The 24,911-nt window shown below is 66.7% G+C and carries 24 protein-coding genes; 8 read left to right on the top strand and 16 right to left on the bottom strand.

Features of this window, described 5'->3' with window-relative positions; genetic code table 11:
* Positions 1–122: 122 nt before the first annotated feature.
* The gene (locus ASE59_RS07325) at positions 123–422 is read right to left on the bottom strand and encodes a hypothetical protein (RefSeq protein ID WP_056454398.1); all 300 of its coding nucleotides are present in this window, start codon (positions 420–422) and stop codon (positions 123–125) included.
* A complete protein-coding gene (locus ASE59_RS07320) occupies positions 419–604 on the bottom strand; it encodes a hypothetical protein (protein ID WP_056454395.1) in 186 nt (61 codons plus the stop codon). The genes ASE59_RS07325 and ASE59_RS07320 overlap by 4 nt, the downstream gene beginning before the upstream one ends.
* 98 nt (positions 605–702) lie before the next feature.
* On the opposite strand from ASE59_RS07320, the gene ASE59_RS07315 reads away from it, so the two are divergent.
* Positions 703–1,317 (top strand): helix-turn-helix transcriptional regulator, encoded by a 615-nt coding sequence (locus ASE59_RS07315; protein ID WP_056454392.1) that lies wholly within the window; start codon positions 703–705, stop codon positions 1,315–1,317.
* A 167-nt stretch (positions 1,318–1,484) separates the two neighbouring features.
* Here ASE59_RS07315 and ASE59_RS20205 read toward each other — a convergent pair whose 3' ends face one another.
* Positions 1,485–1,655 (bottom strand): hypothetical protein, encoded by a 171-nt coding sequence (locus ASE59_RS20205; RefSeq protein WP_200913182.1) that lies wholly within the window; start codon positions 1,653–1,655, stop codon positions 1,485–1,487.
* 168 nt (positions 1,656–1,823) lie between these two features.
* Here ASE59_RS20205 and ASE59_RS07310 point away from each other — a divergent pair, with 168 nt between their 5' ends.
* The 3 genes from ASE59_RS07310 to ASE59_RS07300 are packed head-to-tail and all read left to right on the top strand — an operon-like array spanning position 1,824 to position 8,165.
* Positions 1,824–2,048 carry a hypothetical protein gene (locus ASE59_RS07310; RefSeq protein WP_056454390.1) on the top strand — a complete coding sequence of 75 codons (225 nt, stop codon included), beginning with the start codon at positions 1,824–1,826 and terminating at the stop codon, positions 2,046–2,048.
* A gap of 46 nt (positions 2,049–2,094) precedes the next feature.
* Positions 2,095–4,014, top strand: a complete 1,920-nt coding sequence (locus ASE59_RS07305; RefSeq protein WP_082458159.1) for an autotransporter assembly complex protein TamA — start codon at positions 2,095–2,097, stop codon at positions 4,012–4,014.
* On the top strand, positions 4,011–8,165 hold the full coding sequence (locus ASE59_RS07300) for a translocation/assembly module TamB domain-containing protein (protein ID WP_156359941.1): 4,155 nt from the start codon (positions 4,011–4,013) through the stop codon (positions 8,163–8,165). The genes ASE59_RS07305 and ASE59_RS07300 overlap by 4 nt, the downstream gene beginning before the upstream one ends.
* Positions 8,166–8,456: 291 nt before the next feature.
* On the opposite strand, the gene ASE59_RS07295 is transcribed toward ASE59_RS07300, so the two are convergent.
* The 4 genes from ASE59_RS07295 to map all read right to left on the bottom strand — a co-directional run bounded on the left by ASE59_RS07295 (position 8,457) and on the right by map (position 12,737).
* Positions 8,457–9,410: a metallophosphoesterase gene (locus tag ASE59_RS07295; protein WP_056454387.1), complete on the bottom strand. Its 954-nt coding sequence runs from the start codon at positions 9,408–9,410 to the stop codon at positions 8,457–8,459.
* Positions 9,411–9,879: 469 nt separating this feature from the next.
* Positions 9,880–11,292: a type I glutamate--ammonia ligase gene (gene glnA / locus ASE59_RS07290; RefSeq protein WP_056454384.1), complete on the bottom strand. Its 1,413-nt coding sequence runs from the start codon at positions 11,290–11,292 to the stop codon at positions 9,880–9,882.
* A gap of 89 nt (positions 11,293–11,381) precedes the next feature.
* Complete coding sequence (locus ASE59_RS07285) at positions 11,382–11,720, bottom strand: P-II family nitrogen regulator (RefSeq protein ID WP_055759592.1); 339 nt, start codon at positions 11,718–11,720, stop codon at positions 11,382–11,384.
* 189 nt (positions 11,721–11,909) lie between these two features.
* Positions 11,910–12,737: a type I methionyl aminopeptidase gene (gene map / locus ASE59_RS07280; protein ID WP_056454381.1), complete on the bottom strand. Its 828-nt coding sequence runs from the start codon at positions 12,735–12,737 to the stop codon at positions 11,910–11,912.
* Between the two features lie 64 nt (positions 12,738–12,801).
* Here map and ASE59_RS07275 point away from each other — a divergent pair, with 64 nt between their 5' ends.
* Both ASE59_RS07275 and ASE59_RS07270 read left to right on the top strand, forming a co-directional pair.
* The gene (locus ASE59_RS07275) at positions 12,802–13,557 is read left to right on the top strand and encodes a competence/damage-inducible protein A (protein WP_056454850.1); all 756 of its coding nucleotides are present in this window, start codon (positions 12,802–12,804) and stop codon (positions 13,555–13,557) included.
* Positions 13,558–13,627: 70 nt separating this feature from the next.
* Positions 13,628–14,557: a Gfo/Idh/MocA family protein gene (locus ASE59_RS07270; RefSeq protein ID WP_082458158.1), complete on the top strand. Its 930-nt coding sequence runs from the start codon at positions 13,628–13,630 to the stop codon at positions 14,555–14,557.
* Positions 14,558–14,677: 120 nt separating this feature from the next.
* Here ASE59_RS07270 and ASE59_RS07265 read toward each other — a convergent pair whose 3' ends face one another.
* The 7 genes from ASE59_RS07265 to ASE59_RS07235 all read right to left on the bottom strand — a co-directional run bounded on the left by ASE59_RS07265 (position 14,678) and on the right by ASE59_RS07235 (position 18,760).
* Positions 14,678–15,400: a lysophospholipid acyltransferase family protein gene (locus ASE59_RS07265; RefSeq protein WP_056454378.1), complete on the bottom strand. Its 723-nt coding sequence runs from the start codon at positions 15,398–15,400 to the stop codon at positions 14,678–14,680.
* Between the two features lie 4 nt (positions 15,401–15,404).
* The gene (locus ASE59_RS07260; protein WP_056004519.1) at positions 15,405–15,827 is read right to left on the bottom strand and encodes a Fur family transcriptional regulator; all 423 of its coding nucleotides are present in this window, start codon (positions 15,825–15,827) and stop codon (positions 15,405–15,407) included.
* A 116-nt stretch (positions 15,828–15,943) separates the two neighbouring features.
* Complete coding sequence (locus ASE59_RS07255; protein WP_056454375.1) at positions 15,944–16,357, bottom strand: MucR family transcriptional regulator; 414 nt, start codon at positions 16,355–16,357, stop codon at positions 15,944–15,946.
* Between the two features lie 118 nt (positions 16,358–16,475).
* Entirely contained in the window at positions 16,476–16,973 is a 498-nt protein-coding gene (locus ASE59_RS07250) for a GNAT family N-acetyltransferase (protein WP_056454372.1), read from the bottom strand.
* Positions 16,970–17,587, bottom strand: a complete 618-nt coding sequence (gene tsaB / locus ASE59_RS07245) for a tRNA (adenosine(37)-N6)-threonylcarbamoyltransferase complex dimerization subunit type 1 TsaB (RefSeq protein WP_056454368.1) — start codon at positions 17,585–17,587, stop codon at positions 16,970–16,972. The genes ASE59_RS07250 and tsaB overlap by 4 nt, the downstream gene beginning before the upstream one ends.
* Before the next feature lie 7 nt (positions 17,588–17,594).
* Positions 17,595–18,185 (bottom strand): malonic semialdehyde reductase, encoded by a 591-nt coding sequence (locus ASE59_RS07240; RefSeq protein WP_056454365.1) that lies wholly within the window; start codon positions 18,183–18,185, stop codon positions 17,595–17,597.
* Positions 18,185–18,760, bottom strand: a complete 576-nt coding sequence (locus tag ASE59_RS07235; RefSeq protein WP_056454845.1) for a NifU family protein — start codon at positions 18,758–18,760, stop codon at positions 18,185–18,187. The genes ASE59_RS07240 and ASE59_RS07235 overlap by 1 nt, the downstream gene beginning before the upstream one ends.
* 136 nt (positions 18,761–18,896) lie before the next feature.
* On the opposite strand from ASE59_RS07235, the gene ASE59_RS07230 reads away from it, so the two are divergent.
* Positions 18,897–19,616 carry a Crp/Fnr family transcriptional regulator gene (locus ASE59_RS07230; RefSeq protein WP_056454362.1) on the top strand — a complete coding sequence of 240 codons (720 nt, stop codon included), beginning with the start codon at positions 18,897–18,899 and terminating at the stop codon, positions 19,614–19,616.
* Between the two features lie 105 nt (positions 19,617–19,721).
* Positions 19,722–22,625 carry a M16 family metallopeptidase gene (locus tag ASE59_RS07225; RefSeq protein WP_082458156.1) on the top strand — a complete coding sequence of 968 codons (2,904 nt, stop codon included), beginning with the start codon at positions 19,722–19,724 and terminating at the stop codon, positions 22,623–22,625.
* Positions 22,626–22,911: 286 nt separating this feature from the next.
* Here ASE59_RS07225 and ASE59_RS07220 read toward each other — a convergent pair whose 3' ends face one another.
* Positions 22,912–24,132: an MFS transporter gene (locus ASE59_RS07220; RefSeq protein WP_056454359.1), complete on the bottom strand. Its 1,221-nt coding sequence runs from the start codon at positions 24,130–24,132 to the stop codon at positions 22,912–22,914.
* A gap of 210 nt (positions 24,133–24,342) precedes the next feature.
* Positions 24,343–24,753, bottom strand: a complete 411-nt coding sequence (locus ASE59_RS07215; protein ID WP_056454357.1) for a hypothetical protein — start codon at positions 24,751–24,753, stop codon at positions 24,343–24,345.
* Positions 24,754–24,911 lie beyond the last annotated feature (158 nt).

Genomic DNA, 24,911 nt, shown 5'->3' with positions numbered 1-24,911 from the left:
GCGCTCGCCCAGCGAGCGCTACCCCTCTCCCAGCTCCGACTAGGCGTTTGCTGTAAGCAAACATCAAGTCTGCGCATCCCTCTCCCCTTATCGGGGCGAGGGGGCCGCGCTGTACCCGACCCTCACCGCTCCTCGACCGTCAGCACCTCCACCACCACCGCATCCCCCGTCCGCGCCACCACCGCGACATCGGCGACCAGATGCCCGCGCAACGGCAATTCCGCATCGGCCAATCCAGCGACCCACGCATCGAACGCCACGCCCGACCCGCCGAGCGTCAGGCGATGCCGCGCCCCGACAAAGGTCGCGCTTGCCCATCGGGTCCAGTCCGACTCGCCGACCGTCACCGCGACCCCCGCCGCCTCCGCCGCGATCCGCAACCGTCGTTCCAGCAGCGTCGCCGGATCTGGCCCCCGGCTCAATGCCGCCGCTCCTGCGCGTCGATATACGCCTCGATCTTCGCGATCAGCGGCGGACGCGGCTGGCGTCCGTTGCGCAGGTCGCCGACCAGTCGCGGATCGCCCGCCGCCCGTCGCCCGAACAGCGTTTCCGGCGTACCCGTAGCCTGCAAATGCTGGCTGATCCGCTGCAAAATCGTATGCATCCATACCTCCCGTCTGCCCCTTCGACTCAATCTGTGTTCATGATCTGTTCCCTGAAATCCAACTTGTCTAGGAAAAATCCTATGGCTAGGATCGGGCCATGGAATCGGACGATATTCGCACCGCGATCGCGCGGCTGGCCGGAGAGCGCGGCGTCAGCCTTGCCGAATTGTCGCGGGTACTGGGGCGTAACCCTGCCTATCTTCAGCAATATATCGAACGCGGTTCGCCGCGACGGTTGGCAGAGCGGGACCGGGCGACGCTCGCTCGCTATCTCGGCGTCGCCGAATCGGTTCTTGGCGGCCCGCCCGACCATCCGCTGATCGCGATCCCACGCATCGATGCCGCCGCCTCGGCCGGGCCGGGCGGGCTGGTCGAGGATGATCGCGGCAATGGTGCGCTCCGCATCGATGCCGCCTTGCTTCGGCAGTTGCGGGTCCGCCCCGAAAACGCGTCGATGATCACCGTCGCGGGCGATTCGATGCAGCCGACGCTGTCCGATGGCGACGCGATCCTCGTTGACCGCGGCGACCGGCGCGGCGTGTCGGGCGCGATCCATGTCGTGCGCCATGACGATGTGCTGCTGGTCAAACGCCTCGCCCGCACCCGCGACGGCATCGAACTGGTCAGCGACAATCCCGCCTATCCGCCGATCGCGGTGACCGACCGACCCGACATCATCGGCCGCGTCGTCTGGCTGTCGCGCTCGCTATAGCCTGTCCTACACCGCCCACATTTGCGAAGGTCGCCGCGTTCGTTGATGCGCCGGAAAGCGAGGGGCGCCAAGTGTCAACTTCCAAGTCCGCTGATAGGTGTAACCTATTGCAGCATAAACGATAAAGCCGCCGACCGATGTCGACCCAGTGTCAACTTCGCCAACTTTCAGACCCGGTCGCGTCGCCAGATTATCACGGCAATTCCGATGCCTAGCGCCAGCCCCACTAGCAACCCGATCGTCGCCTCGCCGAATACCGCGCCGATGATGGCACCGCCCAGCGTGCCGAGCGCGATCGGCATCCCGCCGGCCTTGGGGCTTTGCGAAGGTCTGTTCATGTCCGACCTTTGCCACACGCGCCGCCCGCGCGCCACCGCGTCCCGCCCGTGCCGTCCCGGCACGCGCCGCCGTCCCGAAACGGGATCACCGCGCAGGCGGTAACCATCGTCTCCCGCGGCAAAGGCGGTCGGTACGGTTCCGGCACGAACCGTGTTACAAGGGCGGCCATGCTCGATTCGATCGCCCTGCCGCCCTATATTTCCGATGCTTCCGATCTGGCGACGGCGCATGAGCTGATCTCCGATTTCGGCCCCCGCGCCGCTGACGAGGCCGTCTCGCGCGCTGCCGATGCCCGCGACAACGAAAACGTCATCCAGTTCTGCCGCTGGCGACAGGTGGCGCGGCTCGTCAATTTGCTCGCACGGCCGGGCGTTTGGGGTACGATTCACTGACCTTGGCCCTTGGCGGGGGCGGTGCTGCTCCGCTAGGACCATTGCCATGTCGAGCTGCCGGCTTGCCGTGCTGTTGAGCGCCGGATGGCTCGCTTTCGCGGGCACGGCGGCGTTCGCGCAGGAAACACCGCTCGATCCCAATGCGCCGTTGGCCGACCTGCCCGATATCGGCGTCGCCTGGCCCGACCTGTCGACCGCGCCCGCCGATCCCGATGCGACCGCCGGGCCGCAGCGCACCGGCGGTGAACTGCGCTACAATTACCGCATCACCGGCATCGACAGCATCAATACCGACCTGTTCCGACAGCGGTTCAACGAACTCTCCACACTACGCGCCAATGAAGGCGAACCTGCCAACGCCGCGCAGATCGACCGCCGCGCGCGCGAGGACGCCCGCCTGCTCGACGAACTGCTCCGCAACGAAGGCTATTTCGACGCCCGCATTGCAACCAGCGTCCGCCCCGAAGGCGACCGGCTGATCGTCTATCTCGAGGTCGAACCGGGTCAGCTCTACCGCTTCGCACAGGTCCGCACCCCCGGCGTCGCCGCGGCGGGCGACAAGGCACCGGAATTGCGCGACGCCTTCCCGATCAAGCCCGAAACCCCGGTACAGGGTGACAGCGTCGTCGCCGCGCAGGACAAGCTGACCCAGACGATCGGCCGCGAAGGCTTTCCCTTCGCCAAGGTCGGCGAGCCGGAGATCACCGTCGACCACGCCACCCGCACCGCGACGCTCGACATCTCGGTGGCGCCGGGGGGCGAGCGTCGCTTCGGCCGGATCGTCACGGCGCCCAACCGCATCTTCGACGGCGACCATGCGCAGGATATCGCCCGCTTCAAACCCGGCGAGACGTACGATTCGACGCTGGTCGACGATCTCCGTCGCGCCATCGTCCAGACCAGCCTCGTCTCCCAAGTCCGCCTGACCCCGGTCGAGGGAGCGACGCCAGGCACCGTCGACCTGGACCTCGCCATGGAACCCGCCCCGCCGCGCACCATCGCCGGCGAAATCGGCTATGGCACTGGCGAAGGGGCGCGGGTCGAGGCGAGCTGGACCCACCGCAACCTGTTCCCGCCCGAAGGGGCGCTGACGCTGCGCGGCGTGCTCGGCACGCTCGAACAGGTCGCGGCGGTGACGTTCCGCCGCAATAATTTCCATGGCCGCGACCGCGTGCTGACCGCGCAGGTTGCCGCGACCCATCTGGTCCGCAACGCCTTCGAAGCGAACACCGTTTCGCTGTCGGCCGGGCTGGAGCGGCAGACCAATATCTTTTTTCAAAAGACGTGGACCTGGTCGCTCGGCGGCGAACTGGTCGCTACCGACGAACGCGACGTGATCGTCGCCACCGGCGAACCGCGCCGCCGCACCTATTTCATCGGCGCGCTGCCCAGCAGCCTGAATTACGACGGTTCCGACGATCTGCTCAACCCGACGAAAGGCTTCCGCCTAGGCGGGCGGATCAGCCCCGAATTGTCGCTGCAGGGGCAGGTGTTCGGCTATACCCGCGCACAGATCGACGCGAGCGTCTATCGTCCCATCACCGACCGGGTCGTGCTGGCCGGACGGACCCGCATCGGCTCGATCCTCGGCGCGCCGCGCGATGCGGTCGCGCCGTCGCGGCGTTTCTATGCCGGCGGCGGCGCATCGGTGCGCGGCTACGGGTTTCAGGATATCGGCCCGCGCGATCCCAACAACGATCCGATCGGCGGCCGCAGCCTCGCCGAGTTTTCGCTGGAGGCGCGCGTTCGCGCCTTCGGCAATTTCGGGGTCGTGCCGTTCCTCGACGCGGGCAACATCTATACCTCGACGCTGCCGCGCTTCACCGGCATGCGTTTCGGCACCGGCATCGGCGTGCGCTATTACAGCAATTTCGGCCCGATCCGCGTCGACGTCGGCACCCCGATCAATCCGCAGCGCGGCGACCCGCGCGTCGCCGTCTATGTCTCGCTGGGGCAGGCCTTTTGACCGAAGCGCCCGCCGACACCGTACCTGCGCCCAAGCGCCGGATCGGCTGGGGCCGCCGCCTCGCGCAGCTTGTGGCGGCGATCGTCATCGCCATCGCCGGGCTGCTGGTCGTCATCGATACCGGCCCCGGCCACCGGCTGATCGCGAACAAGATCGCCACGCTCAAACCCGCCAACGGCATGCGCTATCGCATCGGCCGCATCGACGGATCGATCTACACCCGCGCCCGCCTGATCGACGTGCGAATCTACGATCCCAAGGGATTGGTACTGCGCGCGCCGGTCGCGGATCTCGACTGGCGGCCTTGGGAGTTCTGGTCGAACCGACTGGCGATCACCAGCCTGACCATTCCGCGCGCGATCCTCGCCAAACTGCCGCAACCCGCCCCGACCGGACGCAAGGGGCCGATCCTCCCCGGCTTCGACATCCGCATCGGCCGGTTGAGCGTCGAGCGGCTCGAACTGGCCAAGGCGGTGACCGGCACCGCTCGTATCGGGCGCCTTGCCGGACAGGCGGATATCCGCTCGGGCCGGGCGCTGGTCGACCTCGCGCTCGATATCGCCAATAGCGACCGGCTCCGCCTGCGCCTCGATGCCGAACCCGATCGCGACCGGTTCGATATCGATCTGCGCGCGCGGGGTGTCGTCGACGGCCTGCTCGCAACCGCCAGTGGCATCCGCCGGCCTTTGGCGGTTGAGGTCTCGGGCGATGGCCGCTGGTCGGCTTGGGACGGCCGCGCCGTCGCCGATGCCGGTCGCGCCCGCATCCTCGACCTGACGCTGGGCGTCCGCGCCGGTCGCTATACGCTGGGCGGCACGCTCGCGCCCTCGGCGCTGTTGCAGGGCAAGCTGCAACGCCTGACTGCGCCGCAGCTCCGCGTCACCGGCAGCGCGACCTTCGCCAATCGCCAGATCGACGGCGTCCTCGCTCTGCGCAGCCCGGCGCTGGCGCTGGAGGCGGACGGCATCGTCGACCTCGGCATCAGCGCCTTTCGCGACCTGCGGCTGCGCGCCCGCCTGCTGCGCCCGGCCGCGCTGTTCCCCAACATGACCGGTCGCGATATCGAACTGCGCGCGATCCTCGACGGCGAATTCGCGACCGCGCGTTTCGACTATCGCCTGCGCGCCGCCCGGCTCGCCTTCGACCAGACCGGGTTCGAAGCGGTCGTAGCCGCCGGGCAGGGGCGCTTTTCGAAGGCGCCGGTGATCGTCCCCATCCGGCTGGCGGCGGCGCGGGTCACCGGGGTCGGCGATGTCGCCGGTGGCATCCTGCGCAACCTGTCGGTCGCGGGCAAGCTCGCGGTCGGCACGCGCACGCTGGTCGGCAACGACCTGATCGTCCGCTCGGACAAGCTCAACGGCCGGATCATGCTGACGCTCGATCTGGCGACCGGCCGCTACGAGGTCGGGATCAGCGGCGCGCTGCAACGCTATCTGATCCCCGGTCTCGGGCTGGTCGACGTCCAGACCCGCCTGACCGCCGTGCCGATCCCCGGCGGCGGCACCCGCATCGTAGGACGCGGACTGGCGCAGGTCCGCCGGCTCGACAACGGCTTCTTCCGTTCGCTGACCCAAGGGTTGCCGCGCATCGAAACCGGTCTGGAGCGCGGCAATGACGGCATCCTGTATCTGCGCGGCCTGCGGCTCACCTCGCCCGGCCTGACGCTGGCCGGCAACGGCTATCGCCGCCGCGACGGCACCTTTCATTTCGAAGGGAGCGGGCGGCAGGCGACCTATGGTCCCGTTCAGCTCGTCCTCGACGGCAATATCTCGAAACCGACCCTCGACCTGCGTTTTGCGTCGCCCAACGCCACCCTCGGCCTCGCCCACGTCGTCGCCCATCTCGACCCGACGCCCGAAGGCTTCGCCTATCGCGCCGCCGGCGGATCGCGGCTGGGGCCGTTCACCGCCAATGGCCGCATCCTGTTGCCGAGCGGCGGCACCGCGCGGATCGCCGTCGACGAACTGGAGGTCAGCGGTACCCGCGCGAACGGCGCCATCGACATCGTCGAGGACGGCTTCCTCGGGCAACTGAACGTCGATGGCGGCGGCATCGCCGGCACCATCGCTTTCCGTCCGCAGGGCAGCGACCAGCGCATCGATATCGCGCTCGACGCGACCCGCGCCCGGCTGGGCGCCGCCGGCATGGTCCGGCGCGGGCGGCTGGAGGCGGGGATCGTGCTGGCAGACAGCGGCACGACCCTCGACGCGACCGTCAGCGCGCAGGGGTTCCGGCGCGGCCAATTGTCGATCGCGCGCCTCGCCGGCAGTGCGAAGCTGGTCGACGGCGTTGGCGAAGTCCGCGTCGCCATCGCCGGATCGCGCGGCCGTGCCTTCTCGATCCAGAGCGTGACGCAGGTCGCCACCGATAGCTACACCATCACCGCCGAAGGTACGCTCGACCGCCGCCCGCTCAAACTCGAAACCCCGGCGGTCCTGCGCCGCGAAGGGGAGGGCTGGCGCCTTGCCCCGACCCGCTTCAGCTTCGCCGGCGGCACCGCCACGGTCGGCGGCGCGTTCGGCGCGACCGCCAGCGAACTGACCCTCGATGTCGCGCGCATGCCGCTGGCGGTGCTCGACATCGGCTATCCGGGGCTGGGCCTTGGCGGCACCGCGTCGGGCAAGATCGCCTATGCGCTTAACGGCGATACGCCCAGCGGCCGCGTCGACATGACCGTGCGCGGCCTCAGCCGATCAGGGCTGGTACTGTCGTCGACACCAATCGATGTCGGCATCGCCGCCGTGCTCGACGCCAATCGCGCCGGCGTGCGCGCGGTGATGGCCAGCGGCGGCAAGACGATCGGCCGCGCCCAGGCCCGGCTGGCGCCGCTGGGGCAGGGCGACCTCGCCACGCGCATCGCCAACGCCCCGTTGGTCGCTCAGCTTCGCTATGGCGGCCCCGCCGATACGCTATGGCGGTTGACCGGCATCGAATTGTTCGATCTGTCCGGGCCGGTCGCGGTTGGTGCCGACGTTTCCGGCCGCCTTGCCGACCCGCGCATTCGCGGCGTTGTCCGCTCCAGCGGTGCCCGCATCGAAAGCGCGATCACCGGCACGGTGCTGACCGGTGTCGAGGCACAGGGCCGCTTCGACGGGTCGCGGCTGGTGATCGATCGCTTCGCTGCCGGTGACGGGCGACAGGGGCGGGTGACCGGCAACGGTGCGTTCGAATTCGCGTCGGTGCGCGGCTTCGGCATCGACCTGTCGCTCAACGCCGATCGCGCGCGGCTCATCAATACCGATTCGATCGGCGCGACCGTCACCGGCCCGATCGCGATCCGCAGCGATGGCGCGGGCGGCACCATCTCCGGACAGGTGCGGATGGACGGCAGCCGCTATCGCCTCGGCCGCGCCACCGCCACCGCGCCGCTGCCGCGCCTGAACATTCGCGAGATCAACCGTCCTGATGGCGACGACGAAACCGCCGCCGCCGTCGTGCCGTGGAAGCTCGACCTGAAAGCACGTGCACCGGGAGGCCTGATCGTCACCGGCCTTGGCCTGACCAGCGAATGGTCCGCCGACCTCGCCATCACCGGCGAGCCGACCAACCCGATCATCAACGGCCGCGCCGATCTGGTGCGCGGCGATTACGAATTCGCCGGCCGCGAATTCCGCGTCGATCGTGGCGCCCTGCGCTTCAACGGCGAAAGCCCCGCCGATCCCGCACTCGACATCGTCGCCGCCGCCGATACGCAGGGGTTGAACGCGACGATCCGCGTCGCCGGCACCGCCACCCGCCCGGAAATCAGTTTCCAGAGCGTGCCCGCGCTGCCCGAGGACGAATTGCTGTCGCGGCTGCTCTTCGGCACCTCGATCACCAACCTGTCGGCGCCGGAAGCGCTGCAACTCGCCGCCGCCGTCGCCGCGCTCCAGAATGGCGAAGGTGGCCTGAACCCGATCAACGCCGTCCGCCGCGCCGCCGGCCTCGACCGCCTGCGCATCCTCGCCGCCGATCCGCAGACCGGGCAGGGCACGTCGGTCGCGGCCGGCAAATATCTGACGCGGCGCTTCTATGCCGAAATCGTCACCGACGGGCAGGGCTATTCCGCCACCCGCATCGAGTTCCAGGTGACCCGCTGGCTGTCGCTCTTGGCGTCGATCTCGACGCTCGGCCGCCAGAGCACCAACGTCCGCATCTCGCGGGATTATTGACGGGGATTTCTCCCCAAGCAAACCCGTTCGGTTTGAGCAGCTTCGAGCTTGTCGAGAAGCGTCTGTCGAGAACTGCCATCCCGAAGCGGAACGTAGCTTTCCTACACGCTATGAACCGGTCAGGATACCAGCGCTCTTTGAGACGTTCAGCCCCGCCAACACCTTCTCGACAGACGCTTCTCGACTTCGCTCGAAGCCGCTCGAAGCAAACGGAGGGGTGGGCACATCCGGACGAAAAGCAACATCCGCACAAACCGCGCGCAAGTGTGAACTTCGTGAACTTTGGCCGGTTCAGGCCACAGCGCGCACCGGGACTGCGGCGCTATACAGGCTCTTGCCCGCCTCATCGCGCAGGTCGAACGACAACAGGTTGCCAGCCACCCGCACCATTCCGAACCCCGCCGCCGCCCGGCAGAAGCGCGTGCCCTCGACCGGCGATACCGGCCGTGCCTCCATGCCACCGCCACACTGGATCATATCGATGCCGTCGCGGCGGATATGCTGCAGATCATGGTCGTGTCCGGCGATATAGGCCTGCACGCCATGCCGGTTCAGGATCGGCAGCACCTGCGCGATGATTTCCGGCTGGTCGCCATGGCCGCTGCCGCCCGACCGGATCGGATGATGGCCGGTGACCAGCTTCCATTTGGCGCGCGACTGCGACAGTGCATGGTCGAGCCATGCCAGCTGCGCCTTCGTATCCTGCGACCGGGTGTTGCTGCCGATCGGGCCATCGTTGGTGCGATAGCGTTCGACGAAGGGTGAAGTATCGATCGCGAACAGATCGGCATCGGCGCGGACCAGCGCCGCATCGGCGACCTGATAATAGCGCGCCGGCATCCGCCACCGCTTGCTGCGCGCCGCATAATCGAGCTGCGCCTGCGGATTGCCGCGATAGTCGTGATTGCCGAGCAGGGCATACCACGGCACCTGCAACGCCGGGTGGGTATAGACCCCCTCGAACACCGACTGCCACAGCGGATCGTCGACCGATGTCACGCCGTCGCTGTAGAAATTGTCGCCGATCGCCAGTACGAAGTCGCTCCGCGCCGCCGCTGCCGCCCGCCCCATGGCGGCGGCGACATGATGCTGTTCGGGCGTATCGCGACCCCAGTCACCGAGGACGGCGAAGGTCGCGCTTTTCGGCTGCTTCTCGCGCGCCGCGGCGGCCGGCGGTACGCTCAGCCCGGCGGCCCCGACGGCGAACCCGCTCAGCAATGTCCGGCGGTCGAGAAGGATGGTCATGCGGGCTGGTCCTGCTGGCGGGTTTGCGCGATGGGTAAGGCACGCGGATGTGACGTTTCTGTGGCAGGTTGGTCAGTTGCGGCAAATGATGGTGTCGACGGCGGCTGAACGTACCGTCCCGATCCCCGTCGCGCGCCTCTGATCGCTTTCGATCGGACGAGGTCGCCCTTACCCTTCGCCGCCTGCGGCGTCGTTCCCTCTCCTGGTGGGAGAGGGAGGGAGCGGCGCAGCCGCGGAAGGGTGAGGATGATCCGTCAGCGGTTGCCGGCAAACTCTCACCGCGCCATCCGTCGGTTCCGGTAAGGTCAACCTCGCCGACAAAGAAGAAGGCGCCGGGATCGCTCCAGACGCCTTTCTCTCAACCAGAGCGCGACGTGGCGAAGCCACGTCGTCGATCCTCGCTCGGCGCGAGGCCCGCCGACAGCGCGGATGCGCCCGCTGGGCGCACCGGCGCGGTCGTCGCCGCGCCTTACGCGCTGTAGTACATATCATATTCGACCGGGCTCGGGGTCATTTCCCACCGCGCCACTTCGCCGCGCTTGATCTCGATATAGGCTTCGATCTGATCCTTCGAGAACACGTCGCCCTTCAGCAGATAGTCCATATCGGCTTCGAGGCTGTCGAGCGCTTCGCGCAAGCTACCGCACACCGTCGGGACCTGCGCGAGTTCTGCTGGCGGCAGGTCGTACAGGTTCTTGTCCATCGCTTCGCCCGGATGGATCTTGTTCTGAATGCCGTCGAGGCCGGCCATCATCAGCGCCGCATAGGCTAGATACGGGTTGGCCATGGCGTCGGGGAAGCGGACTTCGACACGCTTCGACTTCGGACCCGTGCCGTACGGGATACGGCACGACGCCGAACGGTTGCGCGCCGAATAGGCGAGCAGCACCGGCGCTTCATAGCCCGGGACCAGCCGCTTGTAGCTGTTGGTCGTCGGGTTGGTGAAGGCGTTCACCGACTTGGCATGCTTGATGATGCCGCCGATAAAATACAGGCACATGTCCGACAGGCCGGCATAGCCGTCGCCGGCGAACAGCGGCGACCCGCCGTTCCAGATCGAGAAGTGGGTGTGCATCCCCGAGCCGTTATCTTCCTTGATCGGCTTCGGCATGAAGGTCGCGGTCTTGCCATAGGCATGGGCGACCTGATGCACGACATACTTGTAGATCTGCATGCGATCGGCGGTCGTGGTCAGCGTGCCGAAGGTCAGGCCCAGTTCGTGCTGCGCGGCGGCCACTTCGTGGTGATGCTTGTCGCAGGGCAGGCCCATTTCGAGCATGGTGCTGACCATCTCGCCACGGATGTCGACGGCGCTGTCGACCGGCGCGACGGGGAAATAGCCGCCCTTGGCACGCGGGCGGTGGCCCATGTTGCCGGCTTCATATTCGCGGCCCGAATTGCCCGGCAGTTCGATATCGTCGATCTTGTAATAGCTGGTCGAATAGCTGTTTTCGAACCGGACGTCGTCGAACATGAAGAATTCGGCTTCCGGGCCGACATAGACGGTGTCGCCGATGCCGGTGGTCTTCAGATACGCCTCGGCGCGCTTCGCGGTCGAACGCGGGTCGCGGGCATAGAGTTCGCCGGTCGACGGCTCGACCACGTCGCAGAAGATGACCAGCATCGGGGTGGCCGAGAACGGATCGGTATAGACCGCGTCCAGATCGGGCTTGAGCACCATGTCGGACTCGTTGATCGCCTTCCAGCCCTCGATCGACGAACCGTCGAACATCAGGCCGTCGGTCAATTCGTCATCCGTCAGGATCGACGCGACCATGGTCAAATGCTGCCACTTGCCCTTGGGATCGGTGAAGCGCAGGTCGATCCACTCGATCTCTTCCTGCTCGATACGCTTCAGGATGGTGCTGGCGGTAGTAGCCATCGAAAACTGCCCTTTCTGATTAAACCCCGCATTCCGGCGCAATCATTCGTGCCGGAACGCCCCTCGATTCGAAACTTTGCTGCGTTGCGTCAGATCGCGTCGTCGTTGCGCTCACCGGTGCGGATGCGCAAGGCGGTCTCTACCGGAATGACGAAAATCTTTCCGTCACCGATGCGGCCGGTCTGCGCCGCCGCCGCGATAGCCTCGACCACGCGTTCGGCCAGGCCGTCCTCGACCACGACTTCCAGCTTCACCTTGGGCAGGAAGTCGACGACATATTCGGCGCCGCGATACAGTTCGGTATGGCCCTTCTGCCGGCCGAAACCCTTGGCCTCGGTCACGGTGATGCCGCTTACGCCGACTTCGTGCAGCGCCTCCTTCACCTCATCCAGCTTGAACGGCTTGATGATGGCCTCGATCTTCTTCATGCGCCTTGCCGATCCCCTCGGACATCGGCCGGTGTGGCCGCGTACGTCCCGTTAAACAAATATTATGCCAACCGGCGATTCGCCTCGGATACGATCATCGGGGATTTGGTCGGGAGTGTCGATATTGCCCGCAGAAGGGGCAGCGTGCTGGATTTTTGGGCAGAAATTTCTCCCCGGTACAGGGAGGATTTAGAGGTAGGGCGGTTTCGTGAACCCCTTCGGGCTCAACGTGAAAATCTCGCAGCCATCCTCGGTGATGCCGATCGAATGTTCGAACTGCGCCGACAGCGACCGGTCGCGCGTCACCGCCGTCCAGCCATCGTCGAGCATCTTCACGTCCGGCCGGCCAATGTTGATCATCGGCTCGATGGTGAAGAACATGCCCGGCCGCAGCTCCGGCCCGGTGCCCGGACGACCGGCATGGATCACCTCCGGCGCATCGTGGAACAACCGGCCGAGGCCATGGCCGCAGAAATCGCGGACCACGCCATAGCGATGCGCCTCGGCATGGCGCTGGATCGCGTTCGCGACATCGCCCATCCGGTTGCCAGGCTTCGCCTGTTCAATGCCGATCATCAGGCATTCATAGGTCACATCGACCAGCTTGCGCGCCTTGATGGGCACATTGCCGACCAGATAGGTGCGGCTGCTGTCGCCATGCCAGCCGTCGAGAAGCGGCGTGACGTCGATATTGGCGATGTCGCCGTCCTTCAGCGTCCGGTCCGACGGAATGCCATGGCACACGACATGGTTGATCGAGATGCAGGTCGAATGCGCATAGCCGCGATAGCCAAGCGTGGCCGGCACCGCGCCGCCCTCGCGCATCAGGCCATAGATGATCCTATCCAGCTCGGCGGTGGTGACGCCGGGCACGACATGCGGCGTGATTTCGTCGAGGATATGCGCGGCCAGCCGCCCGGCGCGGCGCATTCCTTCGAACCCGGCGGCATCGTGCAGCTTGATCGCGCCGGTCCGGGCCAGCGGCATGTCGGTGGTGACGGTCTGATATTCGGTCATGCCCCGCATATAAGGCAGGAAGTGGTGCTAGGCGAGGGCGGACGCCCACGCTATGTCCGCGCGCATGACCGACCGCATCTGGACCGCCGCATTGATCGTCATCGGTGACGAAATCCTGTCCGGCCGGACGCAGGACAGGAATATCGCGCAGCTCGCCAGCTGGCTGAACGTGCAGGGTATCCGACTGGGCGAGGTCCGCGTCGTCGCCGACGTCGAGGATGCGATCGGCGAGGCGGTCAATATCCTGCGCGTCCGCAACGATTACGTTTTCACCACCGGCGGCATCGGCCCGACCCATGACGACATCACTGTCGATTCGATTGCGGCGGCCCTCGGCGTGCCGGTCATCGTCCATCCCAAGGCGCGCGCGATTCTCGAAACCTATTACGAGACGCGCGGCGGGCTGACCGACGCACGGTTGCGCATGGCGCGGATGCCGGAGGGCGGCGAGCTGATCGAGAACCGCATGTCGGGCGCGCCGGGCATCCGCATCGGCAATATCTTCATCATGGCGGGCGTGCCGCATATCGCTGCGGCGATGCTCGACAGCCTGACCGGTACGCTGGAAGGCGGGTTGCCGGTCGTGTCGGCGACGCTGGGCTGCTGGGTGGGCGAAAGCGAGGTCGCCGAACTCCTGCGCGATGTCGAGCGCGCGCATGACGGCGTGGCGATCGGCAGCTACCCATTCTTTCGCGAAGGCCGCACCGGCGCCAACTTCGTCGTGCGTGCGACCGATGCAGCGGTGGTCGAAGCCTGTATCGCCGATCTCGCCGAGCGGTTGCGCGCGGCCGGACGCGAACCGGTGACCGGCGGAATCTGAGCCAAGCCCGGTTGCAAGGCTGCGGTCCGCTCGATATGTCGGACTAATAACCTATCAGGAGAGAGCGACGTTGGCTAACGCCCCGACCCGCATCGCGTTGGCCGGTATCGGCAAGATCGCGCGCGACCAGCATATCCCGCACATTGCCGCCAGCCCCGATTTCGAACTGGTCGCCGCCGTAACCGGCCATAGCGCCCCCGACGGCGTGCCCGGGTTCAAGACCATCGCCGAGATGATGGCGGCGCTGCCAGATGTGCAGGCGATTTCGATCTGCACCCCGCCGCGCGGACGGCTGAACCTGATCCAACAGGCGCTCGACCACGGCCTCGACGTCATGATCGAAAAGCCGCCCGCCGCGACCCTGTCCGAAGCGCAAGCGTTCGCGAAAGCCGCGGACGCCGCCGGCAAGCTGTTGTTCGCGACCTGGCATTCGCGCGAGGCCGCCGCCGTCGAACCGGCCCGCGCATGGCTGGCCGAACGCAATATCCAACGGGTCGCGGTCAACTGGAAGGAAGACGTCCGCGTCTGGCATCCGGGGCAGGCATGGATCTGGGAACCGGGCATCGGCGTGTTCGATCCGGGCATCAACGCGCTGTCGGTCATCACCCGCATCCTGCCGCGCCCGCTGCTGCTCGATACGGCCGAACTGCGCTTCCCGTCGAACCGCGACGCGCCGATCGCTGCCGATCTCGACTTTACCGACACCGCCGGGGTGCCGGTGCGCGTCGAATTCGACTTCGACCAGACCGGGCCGCAGACGTGGGACATCGACGTCGAAACCGATAACGGTCATCTGAAGCTGTCGATGGGTGCGTCGAAAATGGCGGTCGACGGCGTCGCGGTCGATGTCGGCGATGAACCCGAATATGCGCGCCTGTATCGCCGCTTCGCCGAATGCCTGCGCGACCGGATCAGCGATGTCGACCTGTCGCCCTTCGTCCACGTCAACGATGCGTTCCTGCTCGGACGCCGGGTGACGGTGGGGGAATTCAGCGAATAGGCTTGGCGTCTCCCCTCGCTGACAAGGGAGGGGCGGGGGTGGGTAGGCTGCTTGTCGGGCGGTGCCGGTCGCCCCCGGCCGACCCACCCCAACCCCTCCCTGCCAGGGAAGGACGCCCTTTTACCCCATCGCTGCCAGAATCGCCGCCCGCGCCCGCGCCGCCACCGCCTTGCGCCCCATGCCTGCCGGATCGAACGGCGGCAGGAAATGGATCGTCAGCCCGATCCGCCCCCGCCGCGCCAGGACGCGCGCGGCGTTCGCCGTGCCAGGTTCGTCGCCGATCCACGCGACTTCCTGCGCATCGCCATAGTCGAGATAGACCGGTTGCACCCGCAAGCCCGGCGGCGGCGGATCGATCGCACCGAGCAGCGCCGCCTTGAACGGCAGCAATTCGCCCGGCCGTGCCGTCGTCCCCTCCGGGAACACCGTCACCGGATGATCGGCGAGCAGCGCCTGCCGCAGCGTATCGATCTGCCGCGCCACCCCCAGCCGGTCGCCACGATCGACGAACAGCGTGTGGTTGAGCGTGCACAGCCATCCGACCAGCGGCGCATCGCGCAACTCTCCCTTGGCGACGAACGCGCTGCCGCTGGCCCCGGCGATGGCGAGGATGTCGATCCAGCTCTGGTGGTTGGCGAGGTACAGCACGTCGCGCACGACCGGCGTGCCGACCACCGTCGTCCGCACCCCGACCGCGCGGGCCAATGCGCCGAGAAAGCGCGGCGGCCAAGGCGAACGCAACCGGAACAGCCGCCAACTGCCATGCAGCATCAGGTAAATCAGCAGCGTCGCAAGCATCGCCGCCGCACGCGCCGTCAACCGCAGGCGCGCGCCGAGCGGCATCGCCTCAGCCCTTGCGTTCGAGGCTGACGCCGTAGAGTTCCATACGGTGGTCGACGAGGCGGAAGCCGAGCCGCTCGGCAATCTGCTTCTGCAGCAGTTCCAGTTCGGGATCGACGAATTCGATCACGCGGCCGCTCTCGACATCGATCAGGTGATCATGATGCGCTTCGGGTGCGGGTTCGTAGCGGGCACGACCATCGCCGAAATCATGACGGTCGAGAATGCCGGCCTCTTCGAACAGACGCACGGTGCGATACACGGTTGCGATCGAAATGCCCGGATCGATCGCCGATGCGCGCTCATACACCTTCTCGACATCGGGATGGTCGTCGGCTTCGGACAGCACGCGTGCGATAACGCGGCGCTGTTCGGTGATGCGCAGCCCTTTTTGTTGGCAAAGTGCTTCGAGGTCGATCTTGCGGGGCATGCGGTCCTGTACGTCCAGAGAAGGTGGGCCGACACTAACGCGCCCCGCCGCCGAGCGAAAGCCGCTAAGTGGCGAAAGGGACGGCCATCGGTCCGACCCGACGCGCCCCCTCGCGATCAGCGTGTACGCCGCTGCGTGCCCAGGCCGATCTTCTTGGCCAGCGTCCGGCGCTGTTCGGCATAGTTGGGCGCGACCATCGGATAATCGGCGGGCAGGTTCCATTTGGCGCGATATTGTTCGGGCGTAAGATTGTAATGCGTCATCAGGTGACGCTTGAGCATCTTGAGCTTCCGTCCATCCTCCAGACAGACGATGAAGTCGGGCTTCACCGACGCGCGCACCGGCACCGCCGGTTCGGCGGGCGGGGCGACGGGTTCGGCCGGCGTGCCCAGGTCGTTCAAGGCGTCGTGTACGCTGCGGATCAGGACGGCGATATCGCCGACATCGACATGATTATTCCCGACATGCGCCGCCACGATGTCCGCGGTCAGGGCAATGAGCGTGTCGTCGCGCTCCGCGTGGATGTCCATTCTATTCCCTCTTTACTCAACCGCCCGAGCGGTTCCCGCCTGATATCGGACCAGAATGGAGGCGGTGCAACAATATTCCCGACTTTTTTAGAATATCGCCGACGTCATTCAGCCTCTGTTACATTTTCGCCGGAACGGGGTCGGAAAGCGATCGGACATAGGTATGGGCGTCAAACCGTTCGCCGCTGCGACCGCCATAATAGTTGCGACGTTCGCCGCATTTGACGAAGCCTTCGCCGACATATAACCGCGTTGCATCGTTCCCGGCGCGCATCTCCAGACAGACGCGCACAGCACCCCGCGACCGCGCTTCGGCAACCGCGCGTTGCAGCAGCGCCCGCCCGATCCCGCAGCCGCGCCGGTCGGGCAGAACCGCGAGCAACAGCAATTCGGCGTCGTCGGCGACCGTCCGCGTCAGCGCGAAACCCGCCAGGCCGTCCGCATCCTGCGCCAGCGTCAGCCAGACCCCCGGCAGCGACAGCATGCCGAGGCATTGCGAGGCCGTCCATGCCTCGCCGAAGCGCGGGTCGAACGCCGCCTGCATCACCCGGTCGACCGCGTCGACATCGGCGACGCTGCCCGTCGCCAGCGCGATGGCGCTCCGCACGTCGCTCATGCGCGTACGCTCGGCACTGCATCGGGCGCCCGGCCATAGAGCGGGGCGGGGGGCAAGCCGCGCTGTTCGGCGCTCAGCAATATCGCATCGGCAGCATCCGGCAGGCGGTCGCAGGCGGGCAGGGCGGGGTCGATCGTCCGCAACCGGGCAAGGCCCTGACCGACCACGCGCCGGCCCTGCAACGCGGCAACGGCATCGTCCGGTTTGCGGGAGATGGCGGGGCCATCGGCGATCAGCGCTCCGTCGAATCCCTGCTGGAACACCTCGCCATGGCCGCCGTCGAGCACCGCGACGATCGCATCGCCGGGCTGTTCGGCCAATGCGGCGGCGGCGATCGATGCCAGCGACGAATAGCCATGCACCGGCACGCCCCAACCGATGCCGAGTCCGCGCGCCGCCGCCAGCCCGACGCGGACGCCCGTGAAACTGCCCGGCCCGCAATCGACGAGGATCTTATCGGCGCGGCCGTGGCCGGGTAGCCCGGCAATCATCGGCACCAGTCGTTCGGCATGGCCGCGCCCGACCACGACATGGTCGCGCGCGATCACCGCGCCATCCTCGATCAATGCCACCGAACAGGCGGCAGTGGCGGTTTCGATTACGAGCGTCCGCACGTACGCGTCAGACGACCCGGTTGAACTTCGCGAAATCGGGCCGGGGCGACCGCGGGTGCAATGTGTTCCTGTCGCCATAGCCGAGCGTCGTGATGAAATTGGCATGTACCGATGGCGTGTCGGCAAAGAACGCCTTGTCGACCGCGCCGGCATCGAACCCCGACATCGGTCCGGTATCCAGTCCCAGCGCGCGCGCGGCGAGGATCAGATAGGCACCCTGCAACGACGAATTGCGGAATGCCGACGCCTGCCGCAACTCGGCATTGCCGTCGAACCACGATTTGGCGTCGGCATGCGGGAACAGTTCCGGCAGATACTGGTGAAACTCGGTATCCATGCCGATGATCGCCGTGACCGGCGCGGCGCGGATCTTGTCCGGGTTCGTGCCGGTAGCACATGCCGCCAGCTTTTCCTTGGCCTCTGCCGAGCTGCACCACAGGATGCGTGCGGGCAGCTGATTGGCGCTGGTCGGACCCCATTTCATCAGGTCCCAGATATCCTGAAGATCGGCGTCGGTCACCGGCCGGTCGGTATAATGATTGAAGGTCCGCGCGCTGCGGAACAGGGTATCGAGCGCCTGATCGTCGAGCTTGGCCATTAGACTGCACGAACCTCCGTGACTTCGGGAACATAATATTTGAGCAGTTGCTCGATCCCGTTCTTGAGCGTCGCACTCGACGATGGGCAACCGGAACAGGCTCCTTGCAGCTGCAGATAGACCTTGCCCTGGTCGAAGCCGCGATAGACGATGTCGCCGCCGTCATTGGCGACCGCCGGGCGGACGCGGGTCTCGATCAGTTCCTTGATCTGTTCGACGATATCGGCATCGGCGGGATCGTCGGTAAAGCTCGCCTCTTCGGCCGGTACCGAAAAGCCCGCGCTCCCGGTCGGGTTGAACAACGGCATGCGTCCGCCGAAATGATCAAGCATCAACGCCAGCACATCGGGCTTCAGGTCGGCCCATTCGCTACCCGGCGCCTTGGTCACCGACACGAAGTCGCGGCCGAAGAAGACGCCGACCACATCGCCCAGCGCGAACAACTGCGTCGCGAGCGGCGATGCCTCGGCCTCTTCGGGGCTGGCGAAATCGCGGGTGCCCGCGTCCATCACGACCTGCCCGGGCAGGAACTTCAGCGTCGCCGGATTGGGCGTGGATTCGGTCTCGATCAACATGGCGCCCATTTGGCGTCCGGCGGACAAGGGATCAAGGGCAGGACATGGAAACGCTCCGTTGATGGGGAAGCGCGGCGCGTTGCCTCGATCGTTACGCTCCTGTACGAGCCGGCAACTGCAAGAGGGGAAGGCACCCGTGATCGAGACGCATCTGGCGAAATTGCGCGCGCGCGACACGATTTCGGTGGAGGAGGAACGGGTGATCCGTGACTCGCTGGGGGAGGTGCGCTCGCTGCCGACGCAGCATACCTGCATCCGCGCCGGCGAACGCCTGCATTCCAGTACGCTGTTGCTGGAAGGATTAATGTGCCGGTACAAGGATTTGCCAGGCGGTGATCGGCAGATCACCGAACTGCATGTCGCCGGCGACTTCCTCGACCTGCACAGCTTCTCGCTGAAGCAGCTCGACCATAATGTCATGACCCTCACGCCGTGCCGGGTCGTGCTGGTCCCGCATGCGAAGCTGAAGGACATTACCGAACAGCATCCGCATCTGGCGCGCGTCTACTGGTTCCTGACCGCGCTCGATGCCGCGATCCACCGCGAATGGGAATTGTCGCTCGGCCGGCGCAGCGCGATCCAGCGTATCGCGCACCTGATCTGCGAATTGCGCGTCCGGCTGGGATTGATCGGGCAGGCCGATGATGACGGTTTCGGACTGCCGCTGACGCAGGCCGATCTGTCCGATTGCACCGGGCTGACTCCGGTGCACGTCAACCGGACGCTGCGCGACCTGCGGGAGCGTGGCCTGATGGATTTTCGCGGGCGGCGCGTGACGATCACCGACCTGCCGGGATTGCAGGCGATCGCCGAATTCGACGATTCCTACCTGTATCTGCGTCGCGAGGACCGCTGATACCGAAACTGAGCGGACGCTGAACGGCGGAACCCGGACAGCTTTATATTTCACGTCGTTTGTCGATACTGGTCGGGGCGTTGCAACGACGCTACACCTTGGCGCATGGCATTTCCGTTCCGCTTGGCCACGGGCGCGTTTTCGACCCTGGCCCTGATCGCCGCGCCGCTTGCTGCGCAGACCCCGCCCGCATCGCCGGCCCCCGTCCGCCAACTCCCGCCGCTCGAACCGGTGGCGCAGGGGCCGGACACGCCATGGCTGTTCAAGGGCAGCGACATTCCGCCCGACCGGTCCTGGACCTATGGGGTACTGTCCAACGGTCTGAAATATGCGGTGCGCAAGAATGGCGTACCGCCGGGGCAGATCGCGATCCGCGTCGCGATCGGCGCGGGATCGCTGATGGAAACCGATAGCGAACGCGGCTTCGCCCACCTGATCGAGCATTTATCGTTCCGCGGTTCGGTGCATGTTCCCGATGGGGAGTCGAAGCGCGTCTGGCAGCGTCTGGGCGTCACCTTCGGGTCGGACAGCAACGCATCGACCAGCTTTACGCAAACCGTCTACAAGCTCGACCTGCCCTCCGCAACACCCGCCGGCCTTGATGAGAGCATGAAGATCCTGTCTGGCATGATGACCGAACCGACGCTCAGCCAGGCGGCGCTCGACGCCGAACGCCCGGTCGTCCTGTCCGAACAGCGCGAACAGCCCGGGCCGCAGGTGCGCTTGGGCGATGCGACCCGCGCGCTGTTCTTCGCCGGACAGCCGCTTGCGGACCGATCGCCGATCGGCAATGTCGACACGCTGCAAGCCGCGACCGCCGCCAGCGTCAAGGCGTTCCACGACCGCTGGTATCGCCCCGACCGCGCGATCATCGTCATCGCGGGCGACGCCGATCCGGCGATCCTCGAAGCGATGGTGAAGAAGCATTTTTCGGCATGGGCCGGGACTGGTCCGACACCCGCAGACCCAAAATTCGGATCGCCCAAGGCGAATGAACCGGTCGCGGCGACGGTCAGCGAACCGACCATCCCGACGCTGTTGCAGATGGCGGTCCTGCGGCCGTGGACGGTCGGTGACGACACGATCCTGTTTAATCAGGAGCGGATGGTGGACCAGATCGGGTTGCGGATACTCAACCGGCGGCTGGAGAGTCGGGCGCGGGGCGGAGGGAGCTTCATTTCCGCCGGGGCCAATCTGGACGACGTATCGCGCTCGGCGAACATCACGCAGGTATCAATCCTGCCGCTGGGTGATGACTGGGCGGCGGCGCTGCGCGACGTGCGGCAGGCGATCGCCGATGCGATCCGCACCCCGCCGACCCAGGCCGAGATCGACCGCGAGGTCGCCGAGATCCGCGCCGGCATGGAAAACGAGGTCCGCACCGCGCCGGTGACGGCGGGCGCGCTGCTCGCCGACAATCTGATCGCCGCGACCGATATCCGCGAGACGGTGGCGGGGCCGGAGACGTCGCTGCGCATCTTCGAAGGGGCGGTGACGAAGAAGTTCTTCACCCCCGCCCGCGTCCAGGCGGCGACGAAGAAGGTGTTCGAGGGCACCGCGACCCGCGCGCTGGTCAACACCCGTACCCCCGATCCGACGACGCAGGCGAAGCTGACCGCCGCGCTGACCGAAAAGGTCGCCGGCACCGCCACCAAGCGCAGCGGACAGGCGGCGATCGGCTTCGACCGGCTGGCGCCGCTCGGCAAGCCCGGCACGATCACCACGCGCAGCATGGCGCTGGCCGATCCGCCGGTCGAGCGCGTCGATTTCGCCAATGGATCGTCGCTGCTGCTGTTCCCCAATGAATCGGAGACGGGCAAGGTCTATGTCCGGGTCCGCTTCGGCCGGGGGCTGAACGCGCTGCCGACCGACCGCCGCACCCCGGCCTTCGCCGCCGATCTCGCGCTGGTCGCATCGGGCATCCAGACGCCGAAGGGCGTGCTGGGGCAGGAGGAACTCGATCGGCTGACCGGCGGGCGGCAGATCGGATTGTCGTTCGGCATCGACGACGACGCCTTCATCATGGCCGGGACCACCACCGCCGCCGACCTGATTGATCAGTTGAAGCTGATCGCGGCCAAGCTGCAATCGCCGGCATGGGACCCCAAGCCCGTGGCGCGGGCGCGGGCGGTGATGCTGGCGAGTTACGATGCGCTGGGCGCTTCGCCCGATGGCGTCATGGGCCGCGACCTCGAAGGACTGCTCCACGCCGGCGACGCGCGCTGGGTCAGCCCCGACCGCAAGGATATCGAGGCGCTGACCCCGGCCAGCTTCAAGGCGTTCTGGGCGCCGCTGCTCGCCACCGGTCCGGTCGAGGTGCAGGTGTTCGGCGACGTGACCCAACAGGCGGCGATCGATGCGGTCGCGGCGACGATCGGCGCTATGGCGAAGCGGACGGCGGATGCCACCCCGCCGCCGCCGGTCCGCTTCCCCGCGCATGTCGCACAACCGGCGACGCGCACCCATGGCGGCCAGCCCAACCAGGCGGCGGCGGCGATCGCATGGCCGACCGGTGGCGGCAGCGCGGGCCTGACCGAAAGCCGCAAGCTGGAGGTGCTGGCCGCGGTGTTCCGCGACCGGCTGCTCGACCGGCTGCGCAGTCAGGCGGGGGTCAGCTACTCGCCCAACGTCGACAATAACTGGCCGGTCGGCCTGCCGGGTGGCGGGCGGATCATGGCGATCGGCATGGTGCCGCCCGACCGCACCGGCTTCTTCTTCGACTTGGCGCGCGAACTCGCCGCCGATCTGGTCAAGACGCCGGTGCCGGCGGACGAACTCGACCGCGCCAAGCTGCCGGTGATCCAGCTGATCGCCCGCATGTCGAGCGGCAACATGTTCTGGATGAACCAGACGCAGGGCGGGACCCGCGATCCCGGGCGGCTGGCAGCGATCCCCGGCATCATCAACGACATCCGCGGCACCACGCCCGAGGAGTTGCAGGCGCTGGCCGCGAAATATCTGGTCCCGTCGAAGGACTGGTCGATGGCCGTCGTGCCAGAGAAGAAGTAAAATCCTTCCCGGCACGGGGAGGGGCATCATCCGCAGGATGGTGGAGGGGGGCGTCCACCGGCGTCCCCCTTCTTTGCAAGAAGGTTGAGTCACGCGAAGGCGCGAAGGCGCAAAGAAGAATGAGTTCACGCGGAGGCGCGGAGGCGGTTTCGCTTTCCGCACCGGTCACCCGCGCCAGCGGCTTCAATGGCTGGTAGCCCGTCGCGCAACGTCTCCCGATCGCGAAGCGTCTACCCGGAACACAACCCCTTCGCGTCTTCGCGCCTTCGCGTGAACCAACTTCCTGTTAAGCCGTCGCCTGCACCCGAACCGGTGCCCCGGCCATCACCGCCAAGACCCAGATCGCAAACCCGCCCAGCGCCAGCCCGGCCCCGACCACCCCGGTCGAGGTCCAGCCATAACCGGCGGCGATCGCCAGTCCGCCGGCCCATGGCCCGATCGCATTGGCGGTGTTGAACGCCGAATGGTTGAGCGACGCGGCAAGGCTCTGGCCCCGTTCGGCAATATCCATCAACCGCGTCTGGAGCACGGTGCCCAGCGCCCCGCCGATGCCGATCAGGAACACGATCACCAGCATCGACCACAGCCGCCCCGCCGCCAGCGGATACAGCGCCAGCGTCGCCGCGCTCCACAGCAGCAGCGCCCCGGCGGTCGGCATAAGCGCCCGGTCGGCGAAACGCGGCACGATCAGATTGCCGATGGTCATGCCGATGCCGAACACGGCCAACACCACCGGCACCATCGCTGCACCGGCGCCGGTCACCTCGATCAGCGTCGAGGCAAGATAGGTATACACCGCGAACATGCCGCCAAAGCCGATCGCGCCGATGCCGAGCGTCAGCCACAACTGGCCCGAGCGCAGCACGCTCAATTCGGCAAGCGGGCTGGCCGAGCGGTCGGGCCGATCGCGCGGGGCGAGCCACGCGACCATCGCCATCGTCGCCGCCGCAAGCACCGCCACGACCCCGAAGCCCCAGCGCCACCCGATCGCCTGCCCCAGCGCATTGGCCAGCGGCACACCGACGATCGTCGCCGTCGTCAGTCCGAGCATGACGCGCCCAACTGCCTGCGTCCGCTTCTCGGCCGGGACCAGCGATGCCGCGACCAGCGCCGCGATCCCGAAATAGGCGCCATGCGGCAACCCGCTAAAGAACCGCGCGACCAGCATCGCTTCATAGGTCGGGGCCAGCGCGCTCGCCGCATTGGCGATGCCGAAACACGCCATCAGCGCGATCAACACCGTCCGCCGGGCCATCCGCGCGGTCAGCACGGCCAGCAGCGGCGCACCGACCACGACGCCCAGCGCATAGGCGCTGATGACATGCCCGGCGGTCGGTTCGTCGATGCCGAGGCCCGGCGCGAAGAACGGCACAAGGCTCATCGTCGCGAATTCGGTGGTCCCGATCGCAAAACCGCCGAGCGCTAGCGCAAGGTGGACAAGAGCAGGGTTACGGGTCGGGGTCACGGGCACGCTCCTTGCTGCGATGCAGCATTTCGAGCGGGCCATATGGGTTTTGATCTTCGAGCGTCAACCGGGGACCGTGACAATCGCTTCGCACGCAATCGTCAGCCTCACCCTTCCGCGGCTACGCCGCTCCCTCCCTCTCCCGCCGGGAGAGGGAATGGGCCGCCCGGCGAAGCCGGGTGGGAAGGGTGAGGGCGACCCGATGACAGCAGGAGCGTTACGACAATGGCGAAAAGCTACGTCGCGTCCGGATCAACCTGATATCGAGGCCACTGGAGACGCGCTCCGTCCGTCCATGATCTTCATCCGTCGCGCGACTTCTATTGCCACCTTTTGCTCGACCTCGACCCGATCCTTGGGCGACAGTTCCTTGATCGCTTCCTCGGTCAGGTCCATCGATTTCAGCACGTCGCGGCGCACCCGCTCGGCCGGGGTCATCGATATTTCCTTCTTGAACGCGGCGACCGCCTCATTCAGCCGCGCACTTTCGGCATCCCCGGCAGCGGCGATTTGCGGTTCGTGCCGGCCGGGCAATCCCGCTGCCAGCCCGGTTTTGTCAACGGCCGCCGACTGGAACACATCGCAAAACCGCGTCCCCGCCACGCGCGAGGACGATCGTGTCGGGTTGGCGGTCACTTGGTCGTTGGTGATCGATGCGATCATTGTTGCCGTCGCCCTCTGTCTTTGAAGGGAAGCTGGCCGAATATCGTGAATATTTTCCTACACGGCTGAGTTCGGGTAGCCTCGGCGGGTTCTTTCACAACGTCGAATGAGTGTGCCTGACGAACTCCCCTCCCTGACAAGGGAGGGGTTGGGGTGGG

Origin of the sequence: Sphingomonas sp. Leaf10 (assembly GCF_001421245.1) — a bacterium.
GTDB lineage: Bacteria > Pseudomonadota > Alphaproteobacteria > Sphingomonadales > Sphingomonadaceae > Sphingomonas.
Note: the sequence above shows the minus strand (reverse complement) of the source record. Positions and strands in the feature narration are given on the sequence as shown.

Excerpts from the sequence above, each read along its gene's own strand:
- ASE59_RS07240 (WP_056454365.1), bottom strand. The coding sequence starts at position 18,185 with ATGGCCAAGCTCGACGATCAGGCGCTCGATACCCTGTTCCGCAGCGCG.
- ASE59_RS07260 (WP_056004519.1), bottom strand. The coding sequence starts at position 15,827 with ATGCCCCGCAAGATCGACCTCGAAGCACTTTGCCAACAAAAAGGGCTG.
- ASE59_RS07285 (WP_055759592.1), bottom strand. The coding sequence starts at position 11,720 with ATGAAGAAGATCGAGGCCATCATCAAGCCGTTCAAGCTGGATGAGGTG.
- ASE59_RS07315 (WP_056454392.1), top strand. The coding sequence starts at position 703 with ATGGAATCGGACGATATTCGCACCGCGATCGCGCGGCTGGCCGGAGAG.
- ASE59_RS07250 (WP_056454372.1), bottom strand. The coding sequence starts at position 16,973 with ATGAGCGACGTGCGGAGCGCCATCGCGCTGGCGACGGGCAGCGTCGCC.
- ASE59_RS07255 (WP_056454375.1), bottom strand. The coding sequence starts at position 16,357 with ATGGACATCCACGCGGAGCGCGACGACACGCTCATTGCCCTGACCGCG.
- ASE59_RS07320 (WP_056454395.1), bottom strand. The coding sequence starts at position 604 with ATGCATACGATTTTGCAGCGGATCAGCCAGCATTTGCAGGCTACGGGT.
- ASE59_RS07305 (WP_082458159.1), top strand. The coding sequence starts at position 2,095 with ATGTCGAGCTGCCGGCTTGCCGTGCTGTTGAGCGCCGGATGGCTCGCT.
- ASE59_RS07295 (WP_056454387.1), bottom strand. The coding sequence starts at position 9,410 with ATGACCATCCTTCTCGACCGCCGGACATTGCTGAGCGGGTTCGCCGTC.
- glnA (WP_056454384.1), bottom strand. The coding sequence starts at position 11,292 with ATGGCTACTACCGCCAGCACCATCCTGAAGCGTATCGAGCAGGAAGAG.
- ASE59_RS07265 (WP_056454378.1), bottom strand. The coding sequence starts at position 15,400 with ATGCCGCTCGGCGCGCGCCTGCGGTTGACGGCGCGTGCGGCGGCGATG.
- ASE59_RS07215 (WP_056454357.1), bottom strand. The coding sequence starts at position 24,753 with ATGATCGCATCGATCACCAACGACCAAGTGACCGCCAACCCGACACGA.
- map (WP_056454381.1), bottom strand. The coding sequence starts at position 12,737 with ATGACCGAATATCAGACCGTCACCACCGACATGCCGCTGGCCCGGACC.
- ASE59_RS07310 (WP_056454390.1), top strand. The coding sequence starts at position 1,824 with ATGCTCGATTCGATCGCCCTGCCGCCCTATATTTCCGATGCTTCCGAT.
- ASE59_RS07225 (WP_082458156.1), top strand. The coding sequence starts at position 19,722 with ATGGCATTTCCGTTCCGCTTGGCCACGGGCGCGTTTTCGACCCTGGCC.
- ASE59_RS07275 (WP_056454850.1), top strand. The coding sequence starts at position 12,802 with ATGACCGACCGCATCTGGACCGCCGCATTGATCGTCATCGGTGACGAA.
- ASE59_RS07220 (WP_056454359.1), bottom strand. The coding sequence starts at position 24,132 with ATGGCCCGCTCGAAATGCTGCATCGCAGCAAGGAGCGTGCCCGTGACC.
- ASE59_RS07235 (WP_056454845.1), bottom strand. The coding sequence starts at position 18,760 with ATGTTGATCGAGACCGAATCCACGCCCAATCCGGCGACGCTGAAGTTC.
- ASE59_RS20205 (WP_200913182.1), bottom strand. The coding sequence starts at position 1,655 with ATGAACAGACCTTCGCAAAGCCCCAAGGCCGGCGGGATGCCGATCGCG.